This window comes from Haloferax marinum, from assembly GCF_009674625.1.
GTDB classification, from domain to species: Archaea; Halobacteriota; Halobacteria; order Halobacteriales; family Haloferacaceae; genus Haloferax; species Haloferax marinum.
The window spans coordinates 3,051,500-3,071,932 of record NZ_WKJQ01000001.1; the positions used below are offsets into that span (position 1 = coordinate 3,051,500).

16 protein-coding genes and 1 tRNA gene are annotated in these 20,433 nt (G+C 61.0%); 6 read left to right on the plus strand and 11 right to left on the minus strand.

What is annotated here, in order from left to right:
* Positions 1-12: 12 nt before the first annotated feature.
* The 4 genes from GJR99_RS15485 to GJR99_RS15500 all read right to left on the minus strand — a co-directional run bounded on the left by GJR99_RS15485 (position 13) and on the right by GJR99_RS15500 (position 2,799).
* The gene (locus GJR99_RS15485) at positions 13-894 is read right to left on the minus strand and encodes a succinate dehydrogenase/fumarate reductase iron-sulfur subunit (RefSeq protein WP_151113736.1); all 882 of its coding nucleotides are present in this window, start codon (positions 892-894) and stop codon (positions 13-15) included.
* A 2-nt stretch (positions 895-896) separates the two neighbouring features.
* Positions 897-1,268 (minus strand): succinate dehydrogenase, encoded by a 372-nt coding sequence (locus GJR99_RS15490; RefSeq protein ID WP_151113738.1) that lies wholly within the window; start codon positions 1,266-1,268, stop codon positions 897-899.
* Entirely contained in the window at positions 1,268-1,663 is a 396-nt protein-coding gene (gene sdhC, locus GJR99_RS15495; protein WP_151113740.1) for a succinate dehydrogenase, cytochrome b556 subunit, read from the minus strand. The genes GJR99_RS15490 and sdhC overlap by 1 nt, the downstream gene beginning before the upstream one ends.
* A 110-nt stretch (positions 1,664-1,773) precedes the next feature.
* Positions 1,774-2,799, minus strand: coding sequence for a succinylglutamate desuccinylase/aspartoacylase family protein (locus GJR99_RS15500; RefSeq protein WP_151113742.1), 1,026 nt, complete (start codon positions 2,797-2,799; stop codon positions 1,774-1,776).
* Between the two features lie 130 nt (positions 2,800-2,929).
* Between GJR99_RS15500 and GJR99_RS15505 the strand changes: the two genes are divergently transcribed.
* The 4 genes from GJR99_RS15505 (at position 2,930) to GJR99_RS15520 (ending at position 7,254) form a co-directional block, all read left to right on the plus strand.
* On the plus strand, positions 2,930-4,297 hold the full coding sequence (locus GJR99_RS15505) for a putative ATP-dependent zinc protease (RefSeq protein ID WP_151113744.1): 1,368 nt from the start codon (positions 2,930-2,932) through the stop codon (positions 4,295-4,297).
* A 75-nt stretch (positions 4,298-4,372) separates the two neighbouring features.
* Positions 4,373-4,954: a DNA-3-methyladenine glycosylase family protein gene (locus tag GJR99_RS15510; RefSeq protein WP_151113746.1), complete on the plus strand. Its 582-nt coding sequence runs from the start codon at positions 4,373-4,375 to the stop codon at positions 4,952-4,954.
* Between the two features lie 161 nt (positions 4,955-5,115).
* Positions 5,116-7,092: a 3-hydroxyacyl-CoA dehydrogenase/enoyl-CoA hydratase family protein gene (locus GJR99_RS15515; protein ID WP_151113748.1), complete on the plus strand. Its 1,977-nt coding sequence runs from the start codon at positions 5,116-5,118 to the stop codon at positions 7,090-7,092.
* An 87-nt stretch (positions 7,093-7,179) separates the two neighbouring features.
* Positions 7,180-7,254: transfer RNA gene (locus GJR99_RS15520), tRNA-Glu, on the plus strand.
* A 298-nt stretch (positions 7,255-7,552) separates the two neighbouring features.
* On the opposite strand, the gene GJR99_RS15525 is transcribed toward GJR99_RS15520, so the two are convergent.
* Positions 7,553-7,918, minus strand: a complete 366-nt coding sequence (locus tag GJR99_RS15525; protein ID WP_151113750.1) for a hypothetical protein — start codon at positions 7,916-7,918, stop codon at positions 7,553-7,555.
* 200 nt (positions 7,919-8,118) lie between these two features.
* Here GJR99_RS15525 and GJR99_RS15530 point away from each other — a divergent pair, with 200 nt between their 5' ends.
* Positions 8,119-9,447 (plus strand): MgtC/SapB family protein, encoded by a 1,329-nt coding sequence (locus tag GJR99_RS15530; protein ID WP_151113752.1) that lies wholly within the window; start codon positions 8,119-8,121, stop codon positions 9,445-9,447.
* A gap of 314 nt (positions 9,448-9,761) precedes the next feature.
* A complete protein-coding gene (locus GJR99_RS15535; protein WP_151113755.1) occupies positions 9,762-10,193 on the plus strand; it encodes a disulfide bond formation protein B in 432 nt (143 codons plus the stop codon).
* A gap of 22 nt (positions 10,194-10,215) precedes the next feature.
* On the opposite strand, the gene GJR99_RS15540 is transcribed toward GJR99_RS15535, so the two are convergent.
* The 6 genes from GJR99_RS15540 to GJR99_RS15565 are packed head-to-tail and all read right to left on the minus strand — an operon-like array spanning position 10,216 to position 19,926.
* Positions 10,216-11,676, minus strand: coding sequence for a DASH family cryptochrome (locus GJR99_RS15540; RefSeq protein ID WP_151113757.1), 1,461 nt, complete (start codon positions 11,674-11,676; stop codon positions 10,216-10,218).
* 55 nt (positions 11,677-11,731) lie between these two features.
* Positions 11,732-12,253 carry a DUF7344 domain-containing protein gene (locus GJR99_RS15545; RefSeq protein WP_151113759.1) on the minus strand — a complete coding sequence of 174 codons (522 nt, stop codon included), beginning with the start codon at positions 12,251-12,253 and terminating at the stop codon, positions 11,732-11,734.
* A gap of 8 nt (positions 12,254-12,261) precedes the next feature.
* Positions 12,262-14,271 carry a SpoVR family protein gene (locus GJR99_RS15550; RefSeq protein WP_151113761.1) on the minus strand — a complete coding sequence of 670 codons (2,010 nt, stop codon included), beginning with the start codon at positions 14,269-14,271 and terminating at the stop codon, positions 12,262-12,264.
* Positions 14,268-15,587 (minus strand): YeaH/YhbH family protein, encoded by a 1,320-nt coding sequence (locus GJR99_RS15555; RefSeq protein ID WP_151113763.1) that lies wholly within the window; start codon positions 15,585-15,587, stop codon positions 14,268-14,270. The genes GJR99_RS15550 and GJR99_RS15555 overlap by 4 nt, the downstream gene beginning before the upstream one ends.
* A complete protein-coding gene (locus GJR99_RS15560) occupies positions 15,578-17,857 on the minus strand; it encodes a PrkA family serine protein kinase (RefSeq protein WP_191967158.1) in 2,280 nt (759 codons plus the stop codon). The genes GJR99_RS15555 and GJR99_RS15560 overlap by 10 nt, the downstream gene beginning before the upstream one ends.
* On the minus strand, positions 17,854-19,926 hold the full coding sequence (locus GJR99_RS15565; protein ID WP_151113767.1) for a PrkA family serine protein kinase: 2,073 nt from the start codon (positions 19,924-19,926) through the stop codon (positions 17,854-17,856). Before GJR99_RS15565 ends, GJR99_RS15560 begins: the two co-directional genes overlap by 4 nt.
* Between the last annotated feature and the right edge of the window lie 507 nt (positions 19,927-20,433).

Sequence of the window (20,433 nt, forward strand, 5' to 3'; positions counted from 1 at the left end):
TCACCGAGAAGTTCACCAGAACTTCAGGTTGTTCTTGATTGCCTCGCGCTTGAGTTCCTGGATGTGCTCGGTCAGCGGGATGTCCTTCGGGCACACCTCGGTACACGAGAACTGCGTCTGACAGCGCCAGACACCGTGTTCCTGCTCGAGGATTTCGAGACGGCGCTGCTTCATGTCCTCGCCTTCGCGTTCGTCCATCGCAAAGCGGTAGGCTTTGTTGATGGCCGCTGGGCCGAGATACTCGTTGTCGCCGGCCGCGATGTTACACGAGGACATACACGCGCTACACCAGATACAGCGGGTCGACATCTTGACCTTCTCGCGGTTCTCGCGAGTCTGGCGCTGTTCGTCGAGTTCGCCGTCTGGCAGCGAGTTCGTCTGGAAGTACGGTTCGACCGCTTCCATCTGGTCGTAGAAGTGCTCCATGTCGACGACGAGGTCCTTGACCACGTCGGCGTGCGGGAGCGGTTCGATTCGAACGGGTTCTGCGAGGGCCGACAACTGGGTCTTACAGCCGAGTCGCTGCGACCCGTTGACGAACAGGGCGTCGGACCCACAGATAGCCTGCCGGCACGAGTGCCGGAAGGTGAGCGACGAATCGTAGTGGTCGCGTGCCCACATCAGTGCGTCGAGGACGGTCATCCCCTGCTTGTAGGGGACGTAGAAGTCGTCGAAGCGCGGCTCTTGTTTCCCTGGCACCTCGGGGTCGTACCGGAAGACCTTCAGGTGGTACGTATCGTCGCCGGAGCGTGCTTTCTCGGCCGCTTCGGCCTCACGCTGCTCTTGGATACGTTCTGCGCGCTCGAGCTTCTTCTGGTCGCGCTTCTGCTTGCCGGGCGAGACCGACTCACCGGACGATTCGTCTTCGACTCGTTCGGGAACTTGCGTACTCATGGTTAGATGGGAACACCTCCGGACCACGCGAGTGCGGTGCGGACGCCCTGGATGATGACGAGAAGGCTCCCGACACCGAGAATCGCCTTGACCGCCGTCTTCCGGGACCCGGACAGGCCCGAGTTGACGAGGGCGTTGTAGACGCCGTTGACGCCGTGGAACGTCGCGGTGATGAGGAACAGAATCATCAGCGAGAAGTACGTCAACTGCTGCATTCGCGCCTGCGAGAGGGCGAACGTCACTTCGTCTGCGTGGTTGAGGAAGTGAAGCAGGAAGAAGTGGAATGCCAATACTATCACGAGGAACGCGGCGGTGAGGCGCTGCCACAGCCACCGGCGTCCGCCTGGCTCGAAGGACGTGTATCGTTCTGCCATTAGATGCTCACCCCTGAGAGGAAGGTGGGAATACTCGCGACGACGATGACACCCGTGAGGATAAGCGACGCGTAGAAGCTCTTGTCCTGTGCTTCCAGGCCGACGCCGAGGTCGACAAACAGCAGTCGAACTCCGTTGAGGATGTGGAACACCGCCACGGCGAGCAGCCCAACCTCGAGGATGCGTACGACGAGTAGGCTCTCCAGCGCCTGAATCGTGTTCGTGTACGCCGCCGCGCCCGAGAGGGCCGTCGACAACACAGCGATGTGGGTAAACAAGTACCCCACAAGCACCCAGCCGGTGAACTTGTGGAATATCCAGGCCCACATGCCGGCCGAGAACTCCCGCCATCGACTGAAGTCCTCGATGAGGCCCCGATTGTAAGACTGACTCATGCTCTTGTGAGCGTCGGGACGGGGAGGGTATAGAACTTACGTGTATGATGTATCATCAAGGATGGCAAAAATCGCCGGACACCGTATTCTCTCGGCCTCTCAGGCCAACGTCATACGGGTGTTTCTGGTGATGCGGACTGTTCTCGTTCCACGACGCGGCGGACGTTGTCCTTCAGTTCGACGAGGTGACAGAGCGGATTCCCAGGGTAGACGACGGGATTTTCGAGGACACCGACGAGGAGCCCGGTGAAGGGTGCCACGACGGTTACGTTGTCGTCTTTGAACGGGTTGGTGATGGTGCAGATACGGTCACCTTCGTGAACGAGCGCACCTCGGTCGTGGTGCATATCGACGATGCCACCCGAGTCGGCCCGAAGCCACGTCTTTTCGTTCTTCCGGGAGATGACGGTTCGCCATCCCGGCCAGTTGACGGTGGACGTCGTGCGGAGACCGTACTCCGCGAAGACACTCTCGACGCCGGCGAGCGCCTCGTCGATGAGCTCACGCTGGAACCGGTGTGCTTCACCCATCTCGACGGTTATCGCCGGAGTGCCCCGATTGGAAGCTTCCGTTCTGAGCACCCCGTCGCTTCCGGTGCTGTCGATGATGACGTGTGACCCGAAGGCGTTCGCGAGGCGGGCAACTTCGGGGTCCGACATGTCAGCGCGGACGTGAAGCATGTTCGTTCGGCCACGCGTGGACGTATGGAAGTCGATGCCGAAGTCACAGGGTGCGATGAAGTTCTGATAGATACGATACGCCATTCGTTTCGCTCCCGTCGACGTCTCTGACCCAGGGAACGACCGGTTCAGGTCGCGGTCGTAGATGGGGAGGTACCGCTGCTGCGCGAGGAACGCGGGGACGTTCAACACGGGCATGCAGACGAGCGTTCCGGCGAGGTCCGAGAGGTCCCACTCGTAGGCGACCTCGCGGACGACTTCGATGCCGTTCAGTTCGTCACCGTGGGCGGCAGCAGAGAGGAAGACGGTTGGGCCCGGTTGCTCCCCGTTGATTATCGTGACGGGGATGCGAACCGGGTCGCCGAGATACGTCTCCGAGATGCCGTACCGGATATCTTGCGTCTCACCCGGCTCGACCTTCCCTCCGTTGTAGGTGAAGGCCTCGTTGTCGGCCATGTGTTGGGATGAGAGGCCCGGACTTATAAACGGTCGCGCCGAGGCGGAATCGATCAGACCAGTACCTACTAGTCACTAGACACGCATCTGGACCGTCATACCTTTGAAACCCGCCTGAGTTGAGTCAAGTATGTCCACCAACGACAACGATGCAGTACGTGTTGGGGTTCTTTCACTCCACAACAGCAAGGAGACGAAAGCGATCCTGAACGCAGTCGAGGACCTAGGCCACGAACCAGTCTGGCTCCGACGTGAGAACGCGGCGGTCAATATCGAAGATGGTGAGGTGAACGTCGAACCTGAGGTGGACATTATTGCGAATCGACTACTCCTCTCTAACACCGAAGAACCTGCAGAACTGCTCGGTCTCGCGACGACGTTCAACCGCATCCGGCCGATGCTCAACGAACCAGACGCGGTCCTCGCGGCGATTCACAAGTTCGCCACGGCCGCAACGCTCGCAAACTGGAACATCAAGGTGCCGGACGCGCTCCTCGCGCTCTCGAACGACCGACTGAACAAAGGCCGTGAGCGATTCGGTGACGTTGCTGTCTACAAGTCCGCAATCGGGACGCACGGCGGTGGGACGTGGAAGGTCGACCTGACCGAACCCGTCAACCCGAAGGTCGGAAACCGGCAGGCGTTCCTCCAGAAACTCATCGACCACGACGACCAGCGACACCGAGACCTGCGCGTCTACATCGTCGACGGCGAAATCGTGGGCGCGATGTACCGCTACGCACCGGAAGGCGAGTGGCGAACCAACGTCGCCCTCGGCGGCGACGTCCTCAACGCGACGGACGAGATGCCAGAAGAAGCCCGTGAGACGGCACTGTACACCGCCGAAGTGATGGAGATGGACTACGTCGGCGTCGACCTCGTCGAGAGCGACGAGGGCTGGTTCGTCCTCGAAGCCAACCCGACGGCCGGATTCAAGGGTCTCTACCAGGCGACGGGGAAGAGCCCCGCGCCGTACATCGCCAAACTCGCTATCGAGCGTGCTGGTGGCGAAGTCGACCAAAAGCGCGTGCAGGAACTCGCATCGACGCTCGACGACTCCGTGCCGTCCTGCGCACCCGCAGAGTCGCCCATCTTCGACGGTGAGGCGCCTCTCATCGGCTACATCGAGGAAGTCGTCGTCAACGGGACCAGCGGGTCCCAGCAGACGCTCGCCAAGTCTGACACGGGTGCGACTCGGACCAGTATCGACACGAGTCTCGCCGCCGAAATCGGTGCCGGCCCCATCAAGAGCATGACGCGCGTGAAGTCCGGCAGCGTCAAGCGTGGCAAGGCACGCCCGGTCGTCGACCTGGTCATCGGTATCGGTGGGACCCAACACACTGTGACCGCCAGCGTCGAAGACCGGTCGCACATGGACTACCCACTGCTCCTCGGCCGCGACATCCTCGAACACTACCGCGTCGACGTTCGCCGCCGTGCGAACGCCGACCGGTCCGCCCCCGAAAACGACGAAGAAGAAGAACGCCTCGAAGAGTAAACGCCCGCAGTCGACGCCGCGGGAGCGTTCTCTTCGACGCCGAACTTTTCTCTCTGACCATCGTAGCACGGGTCGATGAGCGACGACGCCTACCACACACTCCGAACCGACCCACACCTCGGCGATATCGTCGAAGACCACGGGCCACAGACGCTCGACCCATCGACCGACCCGTTCGAGCGACTGGTCGTCTCCATCGTCAACCAGCAACTGTCGACGACGGCCGCGGCGACGATTCGTGACCGCATATTCGACCGCGTCGAGGTTACCCCAGACGGGATACTCGCGGCCGACGAATCAGTCCTCCGGGACTGCGGCCTCTCGGGGCAGAAAGTCGGCTACGTCCGAAACGTCGCCGAAGCGTTCCAAGACGGGTTGTCCGCGGAGTCGCTGCGGGCGATGGACGACGGGGAAGTGATAGACGCACTAACCGAGATTCGCGGTGTCGGCGTCTGGACGGCGAAGATGTTCCTCATCTTCGTGCTCGCGCGCGAGGACGTGTTTCCGGTCGAGGACCTCGGAATTCGGCGGGGCATGGAGCGCGTCTTCGACGTCGAAGCCGACGCCCTCTCGCGAGGTGAGATGGTCGAACACGCCGAGACGTGGACGCCGTATCGGAGTTACGCTAGTCTCTATCTCTGGCGTGCCGTGGACTGAGCGCGACCCATCGGGACGCCGATTCTGCAGTTGACTCTGACAGAATCGCACCACTCGACACCGATAGCCGTATTCGTTCGGAAATCTCAAATAAACGAGTAATAAGTTTACTTTTCACTCGATGGAAACGTTGAAACCAATGCACTCTGTAACGTTTGTCCATGAAGGTAGACGATATCAACACCATCACCGTTCTCGGTGCGGGCAACATGGGCCACGGCATCGCAGAAGTCGCGGCCCTCGCCGGGTACGACGTCGTTCTTCGAGACATCAAAGACGAGTTCGTCCAGAAGGGCTACGACCAAATCGAGTGGTCGCTGAACAAACTCGCCGAGAAAGACCGACTCTCGCAGGAGGATGCAGACGCCGCGTTCGACCGCGTCACACCGGTCGTCGACCTCGAAGAAGCAGTCGCCAACGCCGACGTCGTCATCGAGGCGGTCCCCGAGAAGATGTCCATCAAGAAAGAGGTGTACACGGACCTCGAGAAGTTCGCACCGGACCACACCGTCTTCGCTACGAACACGTCCAGTCTCTCTATCACCGAACTCTCTGAGGTGACGGAGCGACCCGAGCGATTCTGTGGAATGCATTTCTTCAACCCGCCGGTTCGGATGGACCTCGTCGAGGTCATCTCCGGCGCGCACACCGCCGACGAGACGCTCGAACTTATCGAAGACCTCGCAGAAGACATGGGCAAGACGCCCGTCCGCGTCCGAAAGGACAGTCCCGGATTCATCGTCAACCGTATCCTCGTCCCCCTGATGAACGAGGCCGCGTGGATCGTCCACTCCGGCGACGCGACGATGGCCGAAGTCGACGCCACGACGAAGTACGACCTCGGCCTCCCGATGGGGAGTTTCGAACTCGCCGACTACGTCGGCATCGACGTGGGATATCACGTCCTCGAATACATGCACGAGGTGCTCGGCGACGCCTACAAGCCGTGTCCGCTCCTCTCCGAGAAAGTCGAAGAAGGAAACCTCGGCCAGAAGACTGGCAAGGGCTTCTACGACTACGAGGATGGCGAGGGTGCGCAGGTTCCCCACGACGAAGGCAAGGAGTCCGTCAAGAACCGACTCCTCGGTGTCATGGCGAACGAAGTCGCCGGCCTCATCGGCAACGACGTCGCCCACGCTGACGCAATCGACCGTGCTGTCAAACTCGGCGGACGCTTCCCCGACGGCCCCGCGAAGATGGCCGACAACACCGGCATCCCGACGCTCCTCGGAGCGCTCGACAAACTCCACGAAGAGACCGGCGAAGAGCGCTACGAGGCAGTCGAATACCTCCGTGACCTCGCCCAATCAGGCGACGGGTTCTACGGCGGCGACGAGGAAGGCGACGACTCGCTCTCGTTCGACGACATCTCTGTCGCGGTTCGCGACGGCGTCGGTCACGTCACGCTCGACCGACCACACCGACTCAACACCATCAGCACCGAACTGCTGGACGAACTCTCCGAGGCACTCGACGTGCTCGCTGACGACGACGACGTGCGCGCCGTCCTCCTGACTGGCGCTGGCGACCGTGCGTTCTCGGCAGGCGCAGACGTGACGAGCATCGCTGCAGGCGGCGCAGACCCAGTCACCGGCGTCGAACTCTCGCGCAAGGGCCAACAGACATTCGGCAAACTCGAAAAGCTCGACGAACCGGTCGTCGCGGGTATCGACGGCTTCTGTCTCGGCGGCGGGATGGAACTCTCGATGTGCGCCGACCTGCGCATCGCCACCGAGCGTTCCGAGTTCGGGCAACCCGAGCACAACCTCGGTCTCCTCCCCGGCTGGGGTGGCACCGTCCGCCTCCAGCGCATCGTCGGCACCGGCCGCGCGAAAGAGATTATCTTCAGCGCCGACCGCTACGACGCCGAGACGATGGCCGACTATGGCTTCGTCAACGAAGTGGTCGACAACGACGACTTCGAGACGCAGGCGTTCGAGTACGCAAAGCGCTTCGCACAGGGCCCACCGGTCGCACAGCGCTACACGAAGCGCGCCATGCACAACGGTTGGGAAGACACCGAATCCGGTCTCGAAGTCGAGGCACAGGCGTTCGGCCTCCTCTTTACAACCACTGACCTGATGGAAGGTATCGCAGCGTTCACGAGCGACCGCGACCCCGAATTCACGGGCGAGTAATCGCTATCCGTGAGTGGGTTCCTCTCACTCACCGGCGACGGAACGCAACGCTTAAAATAATCCAACTACCACCCATGAATGCAGTTGGCTCGGTTGGTGTAGTCCGGCCAATCATCTTGGCCTTTCGAGCCGAGGACAGGGGTTCAAATCCCCTACCGAGCACTTCTCTCGAACACAAACCTCCGAGAGACCTCTGTGTCTCTCGGTTCTTGTGAGAGTGAATGCGACACAGGGGATTGGAATCAGGGAGCGAACGCAGTGAGCGACTGAGGTTCAAATCCCCTACCGAGCACTTCTCTCTGAAACAACACCCCAAGCGACGCGTTTTATCGCGTCGCGACGGCTGTTGTGAGTGTGTGTGAGCACAGGGATTCTGAATCAGGGAGCGAAGCGAACGAAGTGAGCGGAGTGAGTGAGGTTCAATTCCCCGACCGAGCAACCACCAGACAGTACCGAGCAATCACCAGACGGAATAGTACGTCGCGTGTTTGTTGGTGTGAGATTCTTCGACAGAGAACGCCCTGGCGAGAAGCGCGACGACTGCGTCCTCGTCCGCTTCGGAAGTCCCCTTTTGGACCTTCAGGAGGAGTTCGTGTTCGCCACCAACCGTTGGAGAGGGCGTCTTCCCCTCGGCATTCGTCAAGTTGGTCACCTCGTACTCCGAGTCTTCTGGAGCACCCGTGAGGTGTACCTCGTGGTATAGTTTCTCTCTCCCGCGGCGACCTTCTGTCACCCGGTACTCGTCTGAGAGGACGTCTAACACGTCGGAAATCAGGTGAGCGGGAGCGGTGTACGGTGACTTGAGTTCGACGTCTCCTTTCGCCATGTCAATGACAATACGATATCAATACGGGATAAAATACCCTGAGTTCCCCCTCCCGAGGACGGACACACAGCGTCGTTTTCTGGTGACTCCGCTCCTCACCACTCCCCCCACCGCCCACGTATTTAACCTCATAAAGTAAGTATAATATATAGTATGACACTTCGCCAGCCACCGGGAGGTCCCTCCATGGACGTGGTGTGATGGTCCAAGAGGTGTTCGCATCGGTAGACCCGGTCATCGCCCGGCTGTTCATCGCGGCGGCGCTGGGGATGTTCCTCGGATTGGAACGCGAGCGGTCCGGAAAATCCGCCGGGATGCGGACGTTCACACTGACGAGTCTGGTCGGGGGAATCGCCGTCGCGATTGGGAGCGAAGTCCTTCTTGCAGTAGGCGGGGCCCTCGTCGTCGTCCAGGCGGTGTTACTCGGCGGGCGTGGAATCGTCAAGCGAAGCACTACCCGTGACGAGCCCGACGCAGATACCTCGGAGTTGGACCTGTTCGAGGCAACTGACCCAGAGAACTCCGACAGCACCATCAGTGCGAGTCTGTCGCTGACGACGTCGACGTCGCTCCTCGTCGCCTACGCGGTCGGTGCGGCGGTGGTTGGAGGCTACGTCCTCGAAGGGGTCATCGTCGCCCTCACGTCGTCACTCCTGTTGGCCCTCCGGCGGGAACTCCACGGGTTCGCCCACCGACTGACCTCCGACGAAGTTCGGAGTGCAATCGAGTTGGCTATCATCGCGTTCGTCGTCTATCCGTTGCTCCCAGACGAACCACTGGGCCCGTGGGACGCGGTGAACCCACGAACCGTCTGGTTGTTGGTCGTCGCAGTGAGCGCCATCGGCTTCGTCAACTACATCATCATCAGGCGGTACGGCGAGCGCGGCATCGCTATCACGGGGTTCTTCGGCGGACTCGTGAGCTCCACCGCCGTCATCGGTGAGATCGCCAGTCGAGCAGAACAAAACCCGTCGATTCGGGCACTCGCCGTCGGTGCGATTTTGATGGCAGACTCGGCGATGGCAGTCCGCAACCTCGTACTCGTCGTCGTGTTCGTCCCCGAAATCGCAGTGCAGGTCGGCATTCCACTTGGACTCATCGCGGTCGTTGGAGTGAGTTACGCACTGCACTCGGGCGAGTGGGGTGTCGACCTCAACGTGTCGTTCGAGTCGCCGTTCAACCTCAAAGGAGCCCTCCGGTTCGGACTGTTCTTCCTCGTCGTACTTCTCGTCTCGGCGGGGGCACAGCAGTACTTCGGTGCGACGGGGTTCGTCGTGACGAGTTTCCTCGGGGGGCTGGTTTCGAGTGGGTCCGTCGTCACGACGGTCGTCACCCTCTACAGTAGCGGAAGCATCGGAAGTACGACCGCAATCGCTGGTGTGCTGGCGGGAACGGCGGCGAGTATCTTCGTGAAAATCTTCCTCGCGGCGAGTATCGACCGGACGTTGCTCACCCCCGTCGCCCGAAAGAGTGCGCTTCTGGTCACGAGCGGGGTTCTCGGCGGTGCACTCGTCGTATTTCTGACGTAGTGCGCGGTCCCAAACCGGGACAACATTCATAATCCATTGAGACACCAGTCAAGACGCACTGGTTCGGTGCAAACCGTTCTCAAACGAGTCGGCCCCTCGAAGATTCGCCCACCGGTCGTCCCCTGGTGCGGCGAGGGCCACTCTCAGAACCCGTCCGACTAGCCGATGGCTTCAGGTAGACCCCCTCGTATCTTTCCTCAACGTCGGACTGAGCCAATGACCCGTCACGTGACACAGGACCAGAACAGTGGTGTACTGCCTTCGAATCGACGACGCCCTCTCGACACAACGACCACCGGTCGGGGGACTCGCCCGTGACAGACACGACTCGGGCGATACTCGGTGCGGGAACGCTCGTCGCACTCGCAGCGACCGCTGGAAGCCTCTACTTCAGTCTCGGGTTGGGGCTGACGCCCTGTGACCTCTGTTGGTATCAACGTATCCTGATGTACCCACTCGTCGTCGTCCTCGGGGTCGCCGCTATCGAAGACCGTGGGAACGTCTGGAAGACCGTGTTGCCCCTCTCACTCGGCGGCGTCGCGCTCGCAGGCTACCACACGTACCTGCAAGTCGCCCCCAACGCGACCTGTTCCGTCGGAGGCCCGTGTACGAGTGTTCTCTATCCGATGGTCGACGGACTGCTGACCATCCCTCGGCTCTCGCTCATCGCGTTTTCGCTCCTGACGCTCCTCACGGTCGTCGTCGCTCGCACGGACAAATCCCGCGACAACATGTGGATGGCCTGAACGGCGGCCCACCCCACACCACTCAACCGAACTTTTCGTACGACGCATCGAGGTCGACCATCGGTTTCGGATAGTCCACACCCAATTCGACCCCGTAGGTGGCCTGTTCGTCGTCACGCATCGTCCACGGTTCGTGGGCGTACTCGGGCGGGAGTGCAGCGAGTTCGGGAAGCCAGTGTGTCACGTACGCAGCGTCGCCGTCGTACAGTCGAGCCTGCTCGACGATGTCGAAATACCGTTCTCGAGCGTCGTTGCCGACGCCTGCGATGTACGCCCAGTTGCCGTAGTTCGACGCGGGGTCGTAATCGACGAGTTGCGTCTCGAAGTACGCGGCACCGCGTCGCCAGTCGAGACGGAGATTGTTCGCGAGGAAGGACGCCGCGTTCTGCCGACCACGGTTCGACATGTACCCTGTCGCGTTCAACTCTCGCATGTTCGCGTCGACGAACGGGATACCTGTCTCTCCCGTGGCCCACCGTTCGAACTGTGCGTCGTCGGTTCGCCAGTCGATGTCGGCCCGTTCTCTGATACCACCCGGTGAGAAGAACGTCGTGCCGTGTTTGGCGAACTGGAACTGGAAGAAATCTCGCCAGCGAAGTTCGAACGTCAGCCAATAGGTCGAGTCGTTTTTGACTCGCTGGTCTTCGTAGCGTTCGACTTCCGACTGGACGTACCGGGGCGAGAGACACCCCTCGTTCAACCACGGCGAGAACTTCGAGGAGTAATCCGCACCGAGCATCCCGTTTCGTGTCTCTTTGTACCTACGGAGGTGGTCGCCCTCCCAGACGTACGACTCGACACGGTCGAGTGCCGCGTTCTCGCCACCGTCGAACGTGAGGACGCTTCGGTCGTCGTCCACCGGCATCGACAGACCGTCGTCGAGGGTCGAGAGAGTCGGGAGCGTTCCAGGCTCGGGCGCGTCAGCGGGGACTGCGGGGATATCTGGCGTTGGAGACGGAGGGCGAACGGTCGACTCTGCTTCGACCGCCTTTCGGAGCGTCGTGTACGTGTCTGGAAGGTCGTCGAGAGACATCGGGAGGTCGTCGAGGTGTGTGAGTGTGTGTCCCCAGAACCGACGCGACGCGACGCCGATATCGTCGAGTGCCCGTCTGACGGCCGACTCGACCTGCCGTTCCTCAGACGTCGGCCACGTGTGCATGGTGACGAAGTCGGCGCCGACAGCGGCCGCGAGTTCAGGAATCACCGACTCGGGGCGTCCGACACGAACGACGAGGTCACTGCCTCGGTGACGAAGCGACGACCGGAGGGCTTCGACCGATTCGAGACGGAACCGTGCTCGGTGTGGACCTGTCTTCAGGAACTCGAAGGAATCGGGTCCGCCAAACGCACGCCGTCCGTACTCTCTGGGGTCGAAACAGTAGACTGGGACGACGTGGGCTGCCTCGCACGCCGACACGAGCGCAGCGTTGTCGTGGAGACGGAGGTCACGGCGGAACCAGACGAGGGCAATCGAGCGGGTCATCTCACGGGGCGCTTAGGATGGAGGTGACTTGAGTCGAGCGGCCGTCTCAGACCGATTAGATACGGTTTCGCGTCAGCAACCCGAGTTCGAGTCCGCTGACGAGTGCGACAGCGAGGAGCGTGACGATGGCGACGAGGCGCGGGTCGACTCTGGCGAGGATGGGAATCCCCATCCATCCCGCGAGAACGAGCGAGAGTCCGGCGAGACAGGTCGTGAACGTGAGCATCGCGAACGGTCTCCGTGTGGGCGCGTCGACCAGATACGGCTCGAGTTCGACCGCGTTACTCCCGAGTGAGACCATCTTGGCGGTCGAGTCGTAGGCGACGATGTGGAGCGTGTCGAGTTTCGGCAGATGGGTCTGATGCAACGAGATGTAGACGCTCTGGCGGACGTTTCTCGGTGCTGGCGACTCTCCCGACTCGACTTCGGCGATGTGTTCTGCGAGGTCACCGACCGCCTGGTCGTCGTCACTGTCGCGGAGTCGTTCGAGGACGAGTCTGCGGCGTTCGTTTCGGAGGACGTCGTGGATGACTGCGTCGTCGAGCGTCTCGTCGTGGTGGGAATCAGACGCTCGCATCACCCTGGTTAGAGCCAATCATCGGGCTTCGTGTCGTAGTCGATATCACTCGCCGCGATACGTTCTTCGAGGGCGGGGTCCAGGTCGTGGACGGAGAACTCGCTTCCGTCGTACCGGATGCGAATCGCACGCTCGACCGGCGTCGGTTCGCGCCCGCGGCGACGGGCGACCTCGACTTCGTGTTCGTCGAACTCTTTGGTGACGGTCATCAGGTTCACCGGGCGACCCCACAGATGGTAGACCCGTTCGAGGACGCCACGTGCCTGTCTCACGTCCAAGATGACACCGTTGTACTGGTGACCCAAGAGGAGTTCACCACGGTTGTCGAAGTTCCCGTCGTAGACGGCGATCGTGGGCTTGCCGAAGTTCGTGAACTGGAACAGCAGTTTCTTCTTCACGGCTTCGTACTCCGTCGACGAGACGCGGAACTGCCGCGACGACTGTGAGTATTCGTAGGCGAAGTAGTGGTTCGAACGGACGAACTCCTCGGTGAGGAACGCGTCGAGGAACGTCACGTCGTTGTGACTCTCTCGAATCTCACGCATACGGTCCCATCCGGCGCACTTGTCGACGTCCGCGATGGCCTCCTCGACGCTGTCGTAGAGGTCGTCGTCGAACATATATCGAGACAGATGTTCGAGTTCGGACCGACGGATGCGTCTGAGGAAGCCACGGTTCTGCGGTTTGACCAGCGAGTAGTGGCGCGCTGCGAGCCCCTCGTAGGACAGCACTTTCCACGGGTAGGCGTCGACGTCGATGGACTCGTCGCCCGAGAGCACTCTGTCGAGCATCTCGTGGTCGACCCGTGGGTCGTCCGGCCCGAGTGCGGCGAGTTCGTCCACCGCCTCGGCGTTGACGCCGTCGATAACGGGGTCAGTCCGGAGGAGACGCTGTACCTCGTCGAAATCGACCGCCTCGCGGAAGTTCCGCCACGTGATTCCCTTCACGCGGAGGAGTTTCTCCGCGACTTCGGCACGGTTCGTCGTGTTCTCGATGTACTCCCAGAGTTCCTTTCCTAGCTTGTAGGGGTTGAGGCCGGGCGACCCCAGGACGCGCGACTGGTGGTCGGCGTAGGTGATGAACTCGTCCGTGCCAGCGAACCGTTCGTCGCCCATCATGAGCGACTCCCAGTAGGCGGCCCACCCCTCGTTCATGACCTTCGTCATCTTCTGCGCGGCGAAGTAGTACGCCTCCTCACGCAGCATATCGAGGACGTCCATCTGCCACGGTTCCATCGCGACTGCCTTCCCCGACTCCTCGTCGAAGCGCATCCCGTGTTCACGGATGTACGCGACGACGTCTTTCCGAGGGGCGGTGATTTTCGCGGCTTCTCGCTCGGCTTCTTCGATTTGGTCTAGCCACTCGTCGTCGAACACCTCGCGGCGGACGTCGTCGGAGATGTTCAGGTTCTTCAGTTGTGACCGGATGTCTTCGGGGATTCGACCGTCTTTGTCTTCGGCCGCCTCACGGATCGACCGGTGTTGGTCGATGGTGTCTTCCAGACAGAGCACGGCGTCGATGAACTTCTCGACGTCGTCTCGACTGACGTCTGGGTTCTGGATGTAGCGTTCGATGGCCTGGGCGTGGCGTTCGAGCATCGCGGCGGCGTCGAACTGCCCTTCGTCGGAGAACATGCCGAACCACTGATTCCTGTTGAAGAAGTCCGAGTGTGCTTCGACGTGTGTGATGACCGCCTTCTGGTCTGCCAGCGAGTTCGACTCCTGTAAGAAGGCGTTCGCTGGTTCGTCGTTGTTGACGATTTCGAACGCCTTGCCCATGCCGAACTGGTCGGTCTTGCGCTGGCGGTCGTAGGCCATTCCCCACCGCCAGTGTGGGTACCGTTCTTGGAACCCGCCGTAGGCGATGAGTTGGTTCATCTCGTCGTAGTTGACGACCCAGTAGTTCACCGGGTAGGGGTCTAACCCCAACTTGCGGGCCAGCGCACCCGCTTCGCGAACCGGTTCGTCGAGGCGGGCGGCCTCTTTCTGTGCGTCTCTGCGGTGTCGTCTGAAACTCATTCTGCGGTCGCCTCCGTACTGAGGATGCGGTATATCGCGTCGATGACGTCGTCCGGTTGGGAGACGTACGCGACGACGACGTTCCCTTCGTCACCGAGGGTTCGTTCGACTTCCTCGGCGTGTGTCGCGTTGATGGCGGTGCCACCGGGTTGTGTCTCGACGTAGGCGTGGAGGTTCGCGTCTATCTCCTGCATGAGCGGGATGACGCGCTCTTTGGTGTCGTTCGAGGAGTTCTCGGAGTCACCAGCGGCGAAGACGTAGCGGTTCCACTCGCGCCACGGATACCGCTCGTCGAGGACTTCGTTCGCCAGTTCGTACGCCGACGAGATTCGCGTCCCGCCGCCAGACCGGATGCCGAAGAACTCGTCGCGTTCGACTTCCCACGCCTCCGCGTCGTGGGCGATGTAGACGAACTCGGCGTGGTCGTACTTCCCGGTGAGGTACCAGTCGAGCGGGGTGAAGGTTCGCTCGACGAGTTCGCGTTTCGTCTCGCGCATCGACCCCGACACGTCGCGGATGTTCACCACGACGACGTTCGACTGCTTCTTCTCGATTATCTCGGGGTGGCGGTAGCGCTCGTCTTCGCGGCGGAACGGTATCTCTTTGAGTCCGTCGCGGCGGATGCGCTGGACCGCCGTCGTCTGTTCGACGTTCGCTTCCATCTCCTCGAACGACTCCCACGTGTCGCGCTCGTCGTCGGGGATGCGACTCCACTCGTCGTCGATCCACGCCAGTGAGACGAGGATGTTGTTCTCGCGGCACCACCGATAGACGTCGTCGGCCGTGACGCCTTCGACTTTCATCGCCTCGCGGACGAAGTCCTCGTCGAAGTCCATCGCCAGTTTCCGCTTGAGGCCCTCCTTGAACAGGCGCTCGAAGTCGAGGGTGCTGTGCGGGCCGGTTCGGGTGATGTCGGTGAAGTCGCCTTCGACTTCCTCTACGACCTCCTTCCCCTTCGGTTCGAGTTGCAAGCCGAGTTCTTCGTCGAGTGCCTCGGCGAACTGCTCGGGGTCCATCTCGTAGTACTCGTGTTCGGCCCCTTCTTCACCGGGTTCGCCGTCGTCACCCTCTCCGGGTGCCGGTTGTGGTTGGCCGAGCGGTTGCCCAACGTCGGGCGTCCCGCCTTTTCCCTGTCCGACGCCGCCCATGTCGAGGCGGTCGTAGCGGAACTCCGGGAGGTCGACGACCTTGATTGGAATCTTGATGTCTTTGGCTCCCGACGCTCCGAGGTCACCGTAGGAGATGAACTCCTTGAGGTCTTCACGGCGCTGTTCACCGACTTCACGGAATCGTTCGAGGTCGTCTCTCAGTCCCATCTGTAACTCACCTCCTTCATGACGGCGCGACTCGTGAGTTCGGCCGATGCGGCGGAGTAGCCGCGATTTTCCATCTCTCCGATAGTTCGTTCTTTCAGGCGGGCCGTCTCGGTGTTCGCCGGTGGGTCGTCCCACTGGCCGGGGTCGAAGTCGGGGAAGAGACGGCGCACGTCTTCCCAGTCGTGGGTCTCGAGAACCGTTCGGATGACGGGAATCTCGGTCAGGTCTACGTCGGAGACGGTGAATCCCTCGTCACGGTTCTCCCACGCGTAGCGATTGAGCGCGGTGATGACCTTCTCGTTGCGGAACGCCACGACATCCTCCGAAGGGTCGTTCCCCTCGTAGTCGCCTTTCGAGAACCGACCGAGGTGTTCTGTCTCGAACAGTTTCATGAGTAGTGGGTCGGGGTCGACGGGGCCGCGTTCGGTCTCGATTTGGTCGTCGGACGCCCACGCGTAGACGTGTTCGACGTACTCTTCGACCGTCTCGCGTTGGACGCCTTTGTCCGCCAACACTGCGTCGAGGACGTCACGCTCCTGCTGGTCGGCGATGTACGCTCTGACCATCGCGACACGGCCTTCGTACTCGGACGACTCTGCACGTGAGAACACGGGTGCGTCCGGCAGTTCGTCGACCATCGACGCGAGTACGTCGTCCGGCATGACCACCGCAGACACGTCGAGTTCGGGGTGATGTCTGTCGAGTCTGTCGTGGAGCAAGTCGGCGATGACGTCGCGGGTGAACGTCACGGGTATCCCGTGGGTCCCCTCGCCGATACCGATGAAGTCGAACGCAGCCACCTCGCGGCGCTGGTCGCCGACCTGGAGATATCCACGGTCGAACAACAGTGCCTTGTCCACGAGATTCAACTCGAAGTCCGGGTCGAGTGGGATATCTTCGGGGTCGAGACGCGTCACGACGCTGTAGAGCGCCGCCGCTTCGATGGCGTGTGGTGCGAGTTCGCGCTCTCGAACCGACCCCGGCCCCTCGCGAACGTCGAGTGTGACGGCTTCTGCGACGCGTTCGGCCATCGTCTCTGGGTCGTCGGTCCAGACAGTCGTCTCGTTCGTGAGTTCGCGACGGATGAGTTCTGCTTCCAGCGAGAGGTTCGTCAGGTAGCGGAACTCGTGTTTGTTCAGCCGTCGTTTGAGCGCTTTCAGCGGGTCGCGTCCGTTCCTGTCTGCGAACTTGTCGAGTTCGGCGTCGAGGTCCGGATTCGAGATGATGACGAGCTGTGTGTCGATATCCATCCCGATACCCTTGTCCAGTTTGACGTGCCCCTCGTCGGGGACGTTCAGCAGTTTCTGGAGCAAGTCGGCGTGCTGAGTCGCGTCTTCGACGATGGTGAGGAGGCCGTTCCCCTGCGAGAGGACGCCGTCGTAACTGAACGCCTGCGGGTTCTTTCGCCCGCGAGAGTTCAGTTCACGGAGCATACTCGGCATCCACGACCCGACGAGTCGCTCTTTGGGAGACCCGTCGTCTTCGGAGTGCAGGACGCCGATACCTCTGCCGACGTCGACGACGTAGTTTTTCACCCGAAGGTGTTTTTCGTCCGTCGCGGCGCTAAAGAGGTCCTGCCGTCCGGCACGTCGGTACTCTTCTTCGAGGTAGACGTACGCTTCGCGGCAGAACGGGTCGAGCGCCTCGTCGACGTCGACGGGGATGTGGTCGCCGTTGGCCCGATTGAGGTCTCTGAGCAGTCGTTTGCGAACGTCGCCTGGGAAGACCGAAAGCGGGTGCGACTGGACTGGGCTCTCGTACCAATCTTCGTCGTCCGACTCAACTTCGCCTCCGTAGGATAATCCACGGGTGTCGTCGGCGTTCGAGACGTTCCACTCGACGGTGTATCGCCGTCCAGCGTCGGTCTTCGAGTACTCTCTGAGACCGTTGATGAGACAGCGTTTCAACTCGGATTTCCCCGTCGCCGTCGGGCCGTCGAACCAGACGATTTTCTCGGCTTTCCCACGGTCTGCCGCGATGGTCCGAAGGTCGTCGACGAACGCGTTCAACACGTCGGTGTTTCCGAGGACGGCGTGTTCGCCGTCGTTGGCGGGGTCGTCGAAGAAGCGGTAGCGCTCCTTCTTTTCACCCTGTTCGACCACCGGCCGTGTTCCCATCGACTCGATGGCTTCGAGGAGATACTTCGACGCGTGCGACGCAATCGATGGCGACTGGAACGCCGCCTCGACGTACTCCGAGAGGCCCATTGGCTCTTCGTAGGTGCCACGAAGGGCCTCGTCGGCGTCGCGAATGTAATCGCGCATGGTCAGCCTTCGAGTTCGCTCTTGGCCACCTCCGCACCGGCGAACTCGAGCACCTCCCTGGCACCGTCACGCGAGTATCCCTGGTCGACGAGTGCGTCTATCCACGCGTTGCGTTCGTCGTCGTCCAGTTCGTTCGCACTCACCAGCGCCGAGAAGTTGATGTTGTGTTTCTTGTCTTCCCAGAGTTTGCGTTCGAGGGCGCGGCGAAGTCTGTCGTTGTCCTGTGGGTTGAACGACGTTCCTTCGCGTGCGCGACGTGAGACCCAGTTGGAGACTTCCTGTCGGAAGTCGTCTTTCCTATCTTCGGGGATGTTGAGTTTCTCCTCGACTGCGCGGAGGAACTTCTCGTCTGGCTCTTGGTCGCGGCCGGTCAGTTCGTCTTCGACCGTCGCGTCGTCGATGTAGGCCATGACGTGGTCCATGTACTTCTCGCCCTGTCGGCGAATCTCGTCGATGTCGTAGGCGAGCGCGTGGCGAACGTCCTCGATGGCGCGTTCTTTGTACTCTTCGCGGACCATCTCGAGGTACCGGTGGTACCGTTCGAGGTTCTCCTCGGGAATCGACCCGTGGTTCTCTAAGTTCTCTTCGAGGTGGGTGAACGACGACAGCGGCGAGAGATACTTGCGCCCGCGGTGGGTCGCGTCCATGATGGCCTCGGCGATTTCGTCACCGATGAAGCGAGCGGAGACGCCGTCCATCCCTTCGGCGATGTCGGCTTTGGACTCGCCTTCTTCGCGGAGTTTCCGCACGTCGACGTCGTCGCCGTCGTCTAACTCGCCGTTGTAGGCTTTCGCCTTCTGGACGAGCGTGATGGTGTCCGAGTCGGGTTCGACGATACGGGTGAGGACGCCGAAGAGACCGGACATCTCCAGCGTGTGCGGTTCGACGTGAATGTCGGGCACGTCGGCGTTTCGAAGCATCTTGCGGTAGATTTCCGCCTCCTGTTCGTACTCTAAGACGTACGGGAAGTCGATGCGTTTCGTCCGGTCGTTGAACGCCTCCATCTTCTCGTCGCCTTTCTTCTCGCGGTATTCGGGCATGTTCGTCCGCCCGACGATGACCTGGTCGATGTCGATACGTGGGTTGTTCTTCGGCTTGATGGTCTGTTCTTGCGAGGCGTGCAGGAAGTCGTAGAGGAACTCGCGCTGGAGTTTCAGCAGTTCCTCGCCGGAGAAGATACCGCGGTTGGCGTTACAGAACGCCCCGGCGTAGTCGAACGCCCGCGGGTCTGATTCGCCGTAGACCGCGAGTTTCGAGTAGTTGACGTCGCCGGTCAGTTCCGTCTCGTCTTGGTTCTTCTTGTCTTTGGGCTCGAACGTCTCGACGCACTGCCGTTTGTTCTCGGAGGCGACGAGACGGATGATTTCGATGTGGTTCTCCAACACCGACTCCAGGTCGTCGTCGTAGTGGGCGAGCAGGCGGTCCATGAAGAACTCCGAGGCCGGGTCGAGCGCCTGGTCGTTTCGAATCGTGTAGGGCGCGTCGAAGTTCTCGTTCAGTCGTTCGATGACGATGTCGCGTTGCTCCTGTGGAAGCAACACGATAGGGTCCTGATTCATCGGCGACTGGACCACGTTGTCGGAGGGGTCCTGGTCGCGGATGACGTCACCGAGGTTCGTCCACCGGAAGGTGTACATTCGCCCCTCGTCGCGCATGGTGTAGTCTTCGAAGTAGCGTCGAGTGAGCCAATCGAAGTGTGACTTGCCGGAGCCGACGGGGCCCAAGAGGAGTTTGATGCGCTTTTCGGGGCCGAGGCCGCGAGCGCCTGATTTCACCTTGTTGACGAACTCGTGTATCGACTCGTGTACTTCACGGCCGTAGAACACGTTCTCTCCGTCGTGTAACGAGTCCTCTGAGGCCATGAGGTACTCCACGACACCCGCGTCTTCGTCGTAACGGGTGCCGTAGAAGTCGAACATGTCCGCCACGCGTTGGTGGGCGTTGCGAGCGATTTTCGGGTCTGCGTAGACCTCTTCGAGATACCACTCAAAGCTCTTTGCCTCGCGGAGGTCCGCGGGAACCGAGTCTCTGTAGTGTTTGCTCAGGTCTGCGAGTGTTTCAATTTCGCCGGTCATTGTTCGTGGAGCCTCGTCGGACCGACCATCCGGAGACGGTCAGCGGCGATGCGCCCGACTGGGTCGCAGACGCCACCAAACGACGACGAGGACACGTAGCGTGGGACTACGAGAGTCGGTTCGTTGGGCGACGCCATCGCTCCGCGCGAGCGACGAGACGGCGACTGGCGACAGAATCTACATTGTGGATACGGTGCGCGGGGCGACTCGCTCGGTCCGGTGACCGAGACTAATTCTCTATGAGAGACGTTAACATATAACGCTTTCTCTGAAAGAAGTCAATAATGTGTCTATACGAGGATTATTCCCGAATCTATACCACTTATGCAGACACTCAGATACGGCGATGTATATCGATTTAAGCATATATTCAGTGGCATGACGGACTCGTTAAACGAGTACCCAGACAATCATGTCCTCCTTCATCGGACATTTTTTGGACGGATTCGGCGGGTTTCAGCGGCGGAAAGCGAGAACTCTTAGGCCGCACGAACCACAAGCGGACGT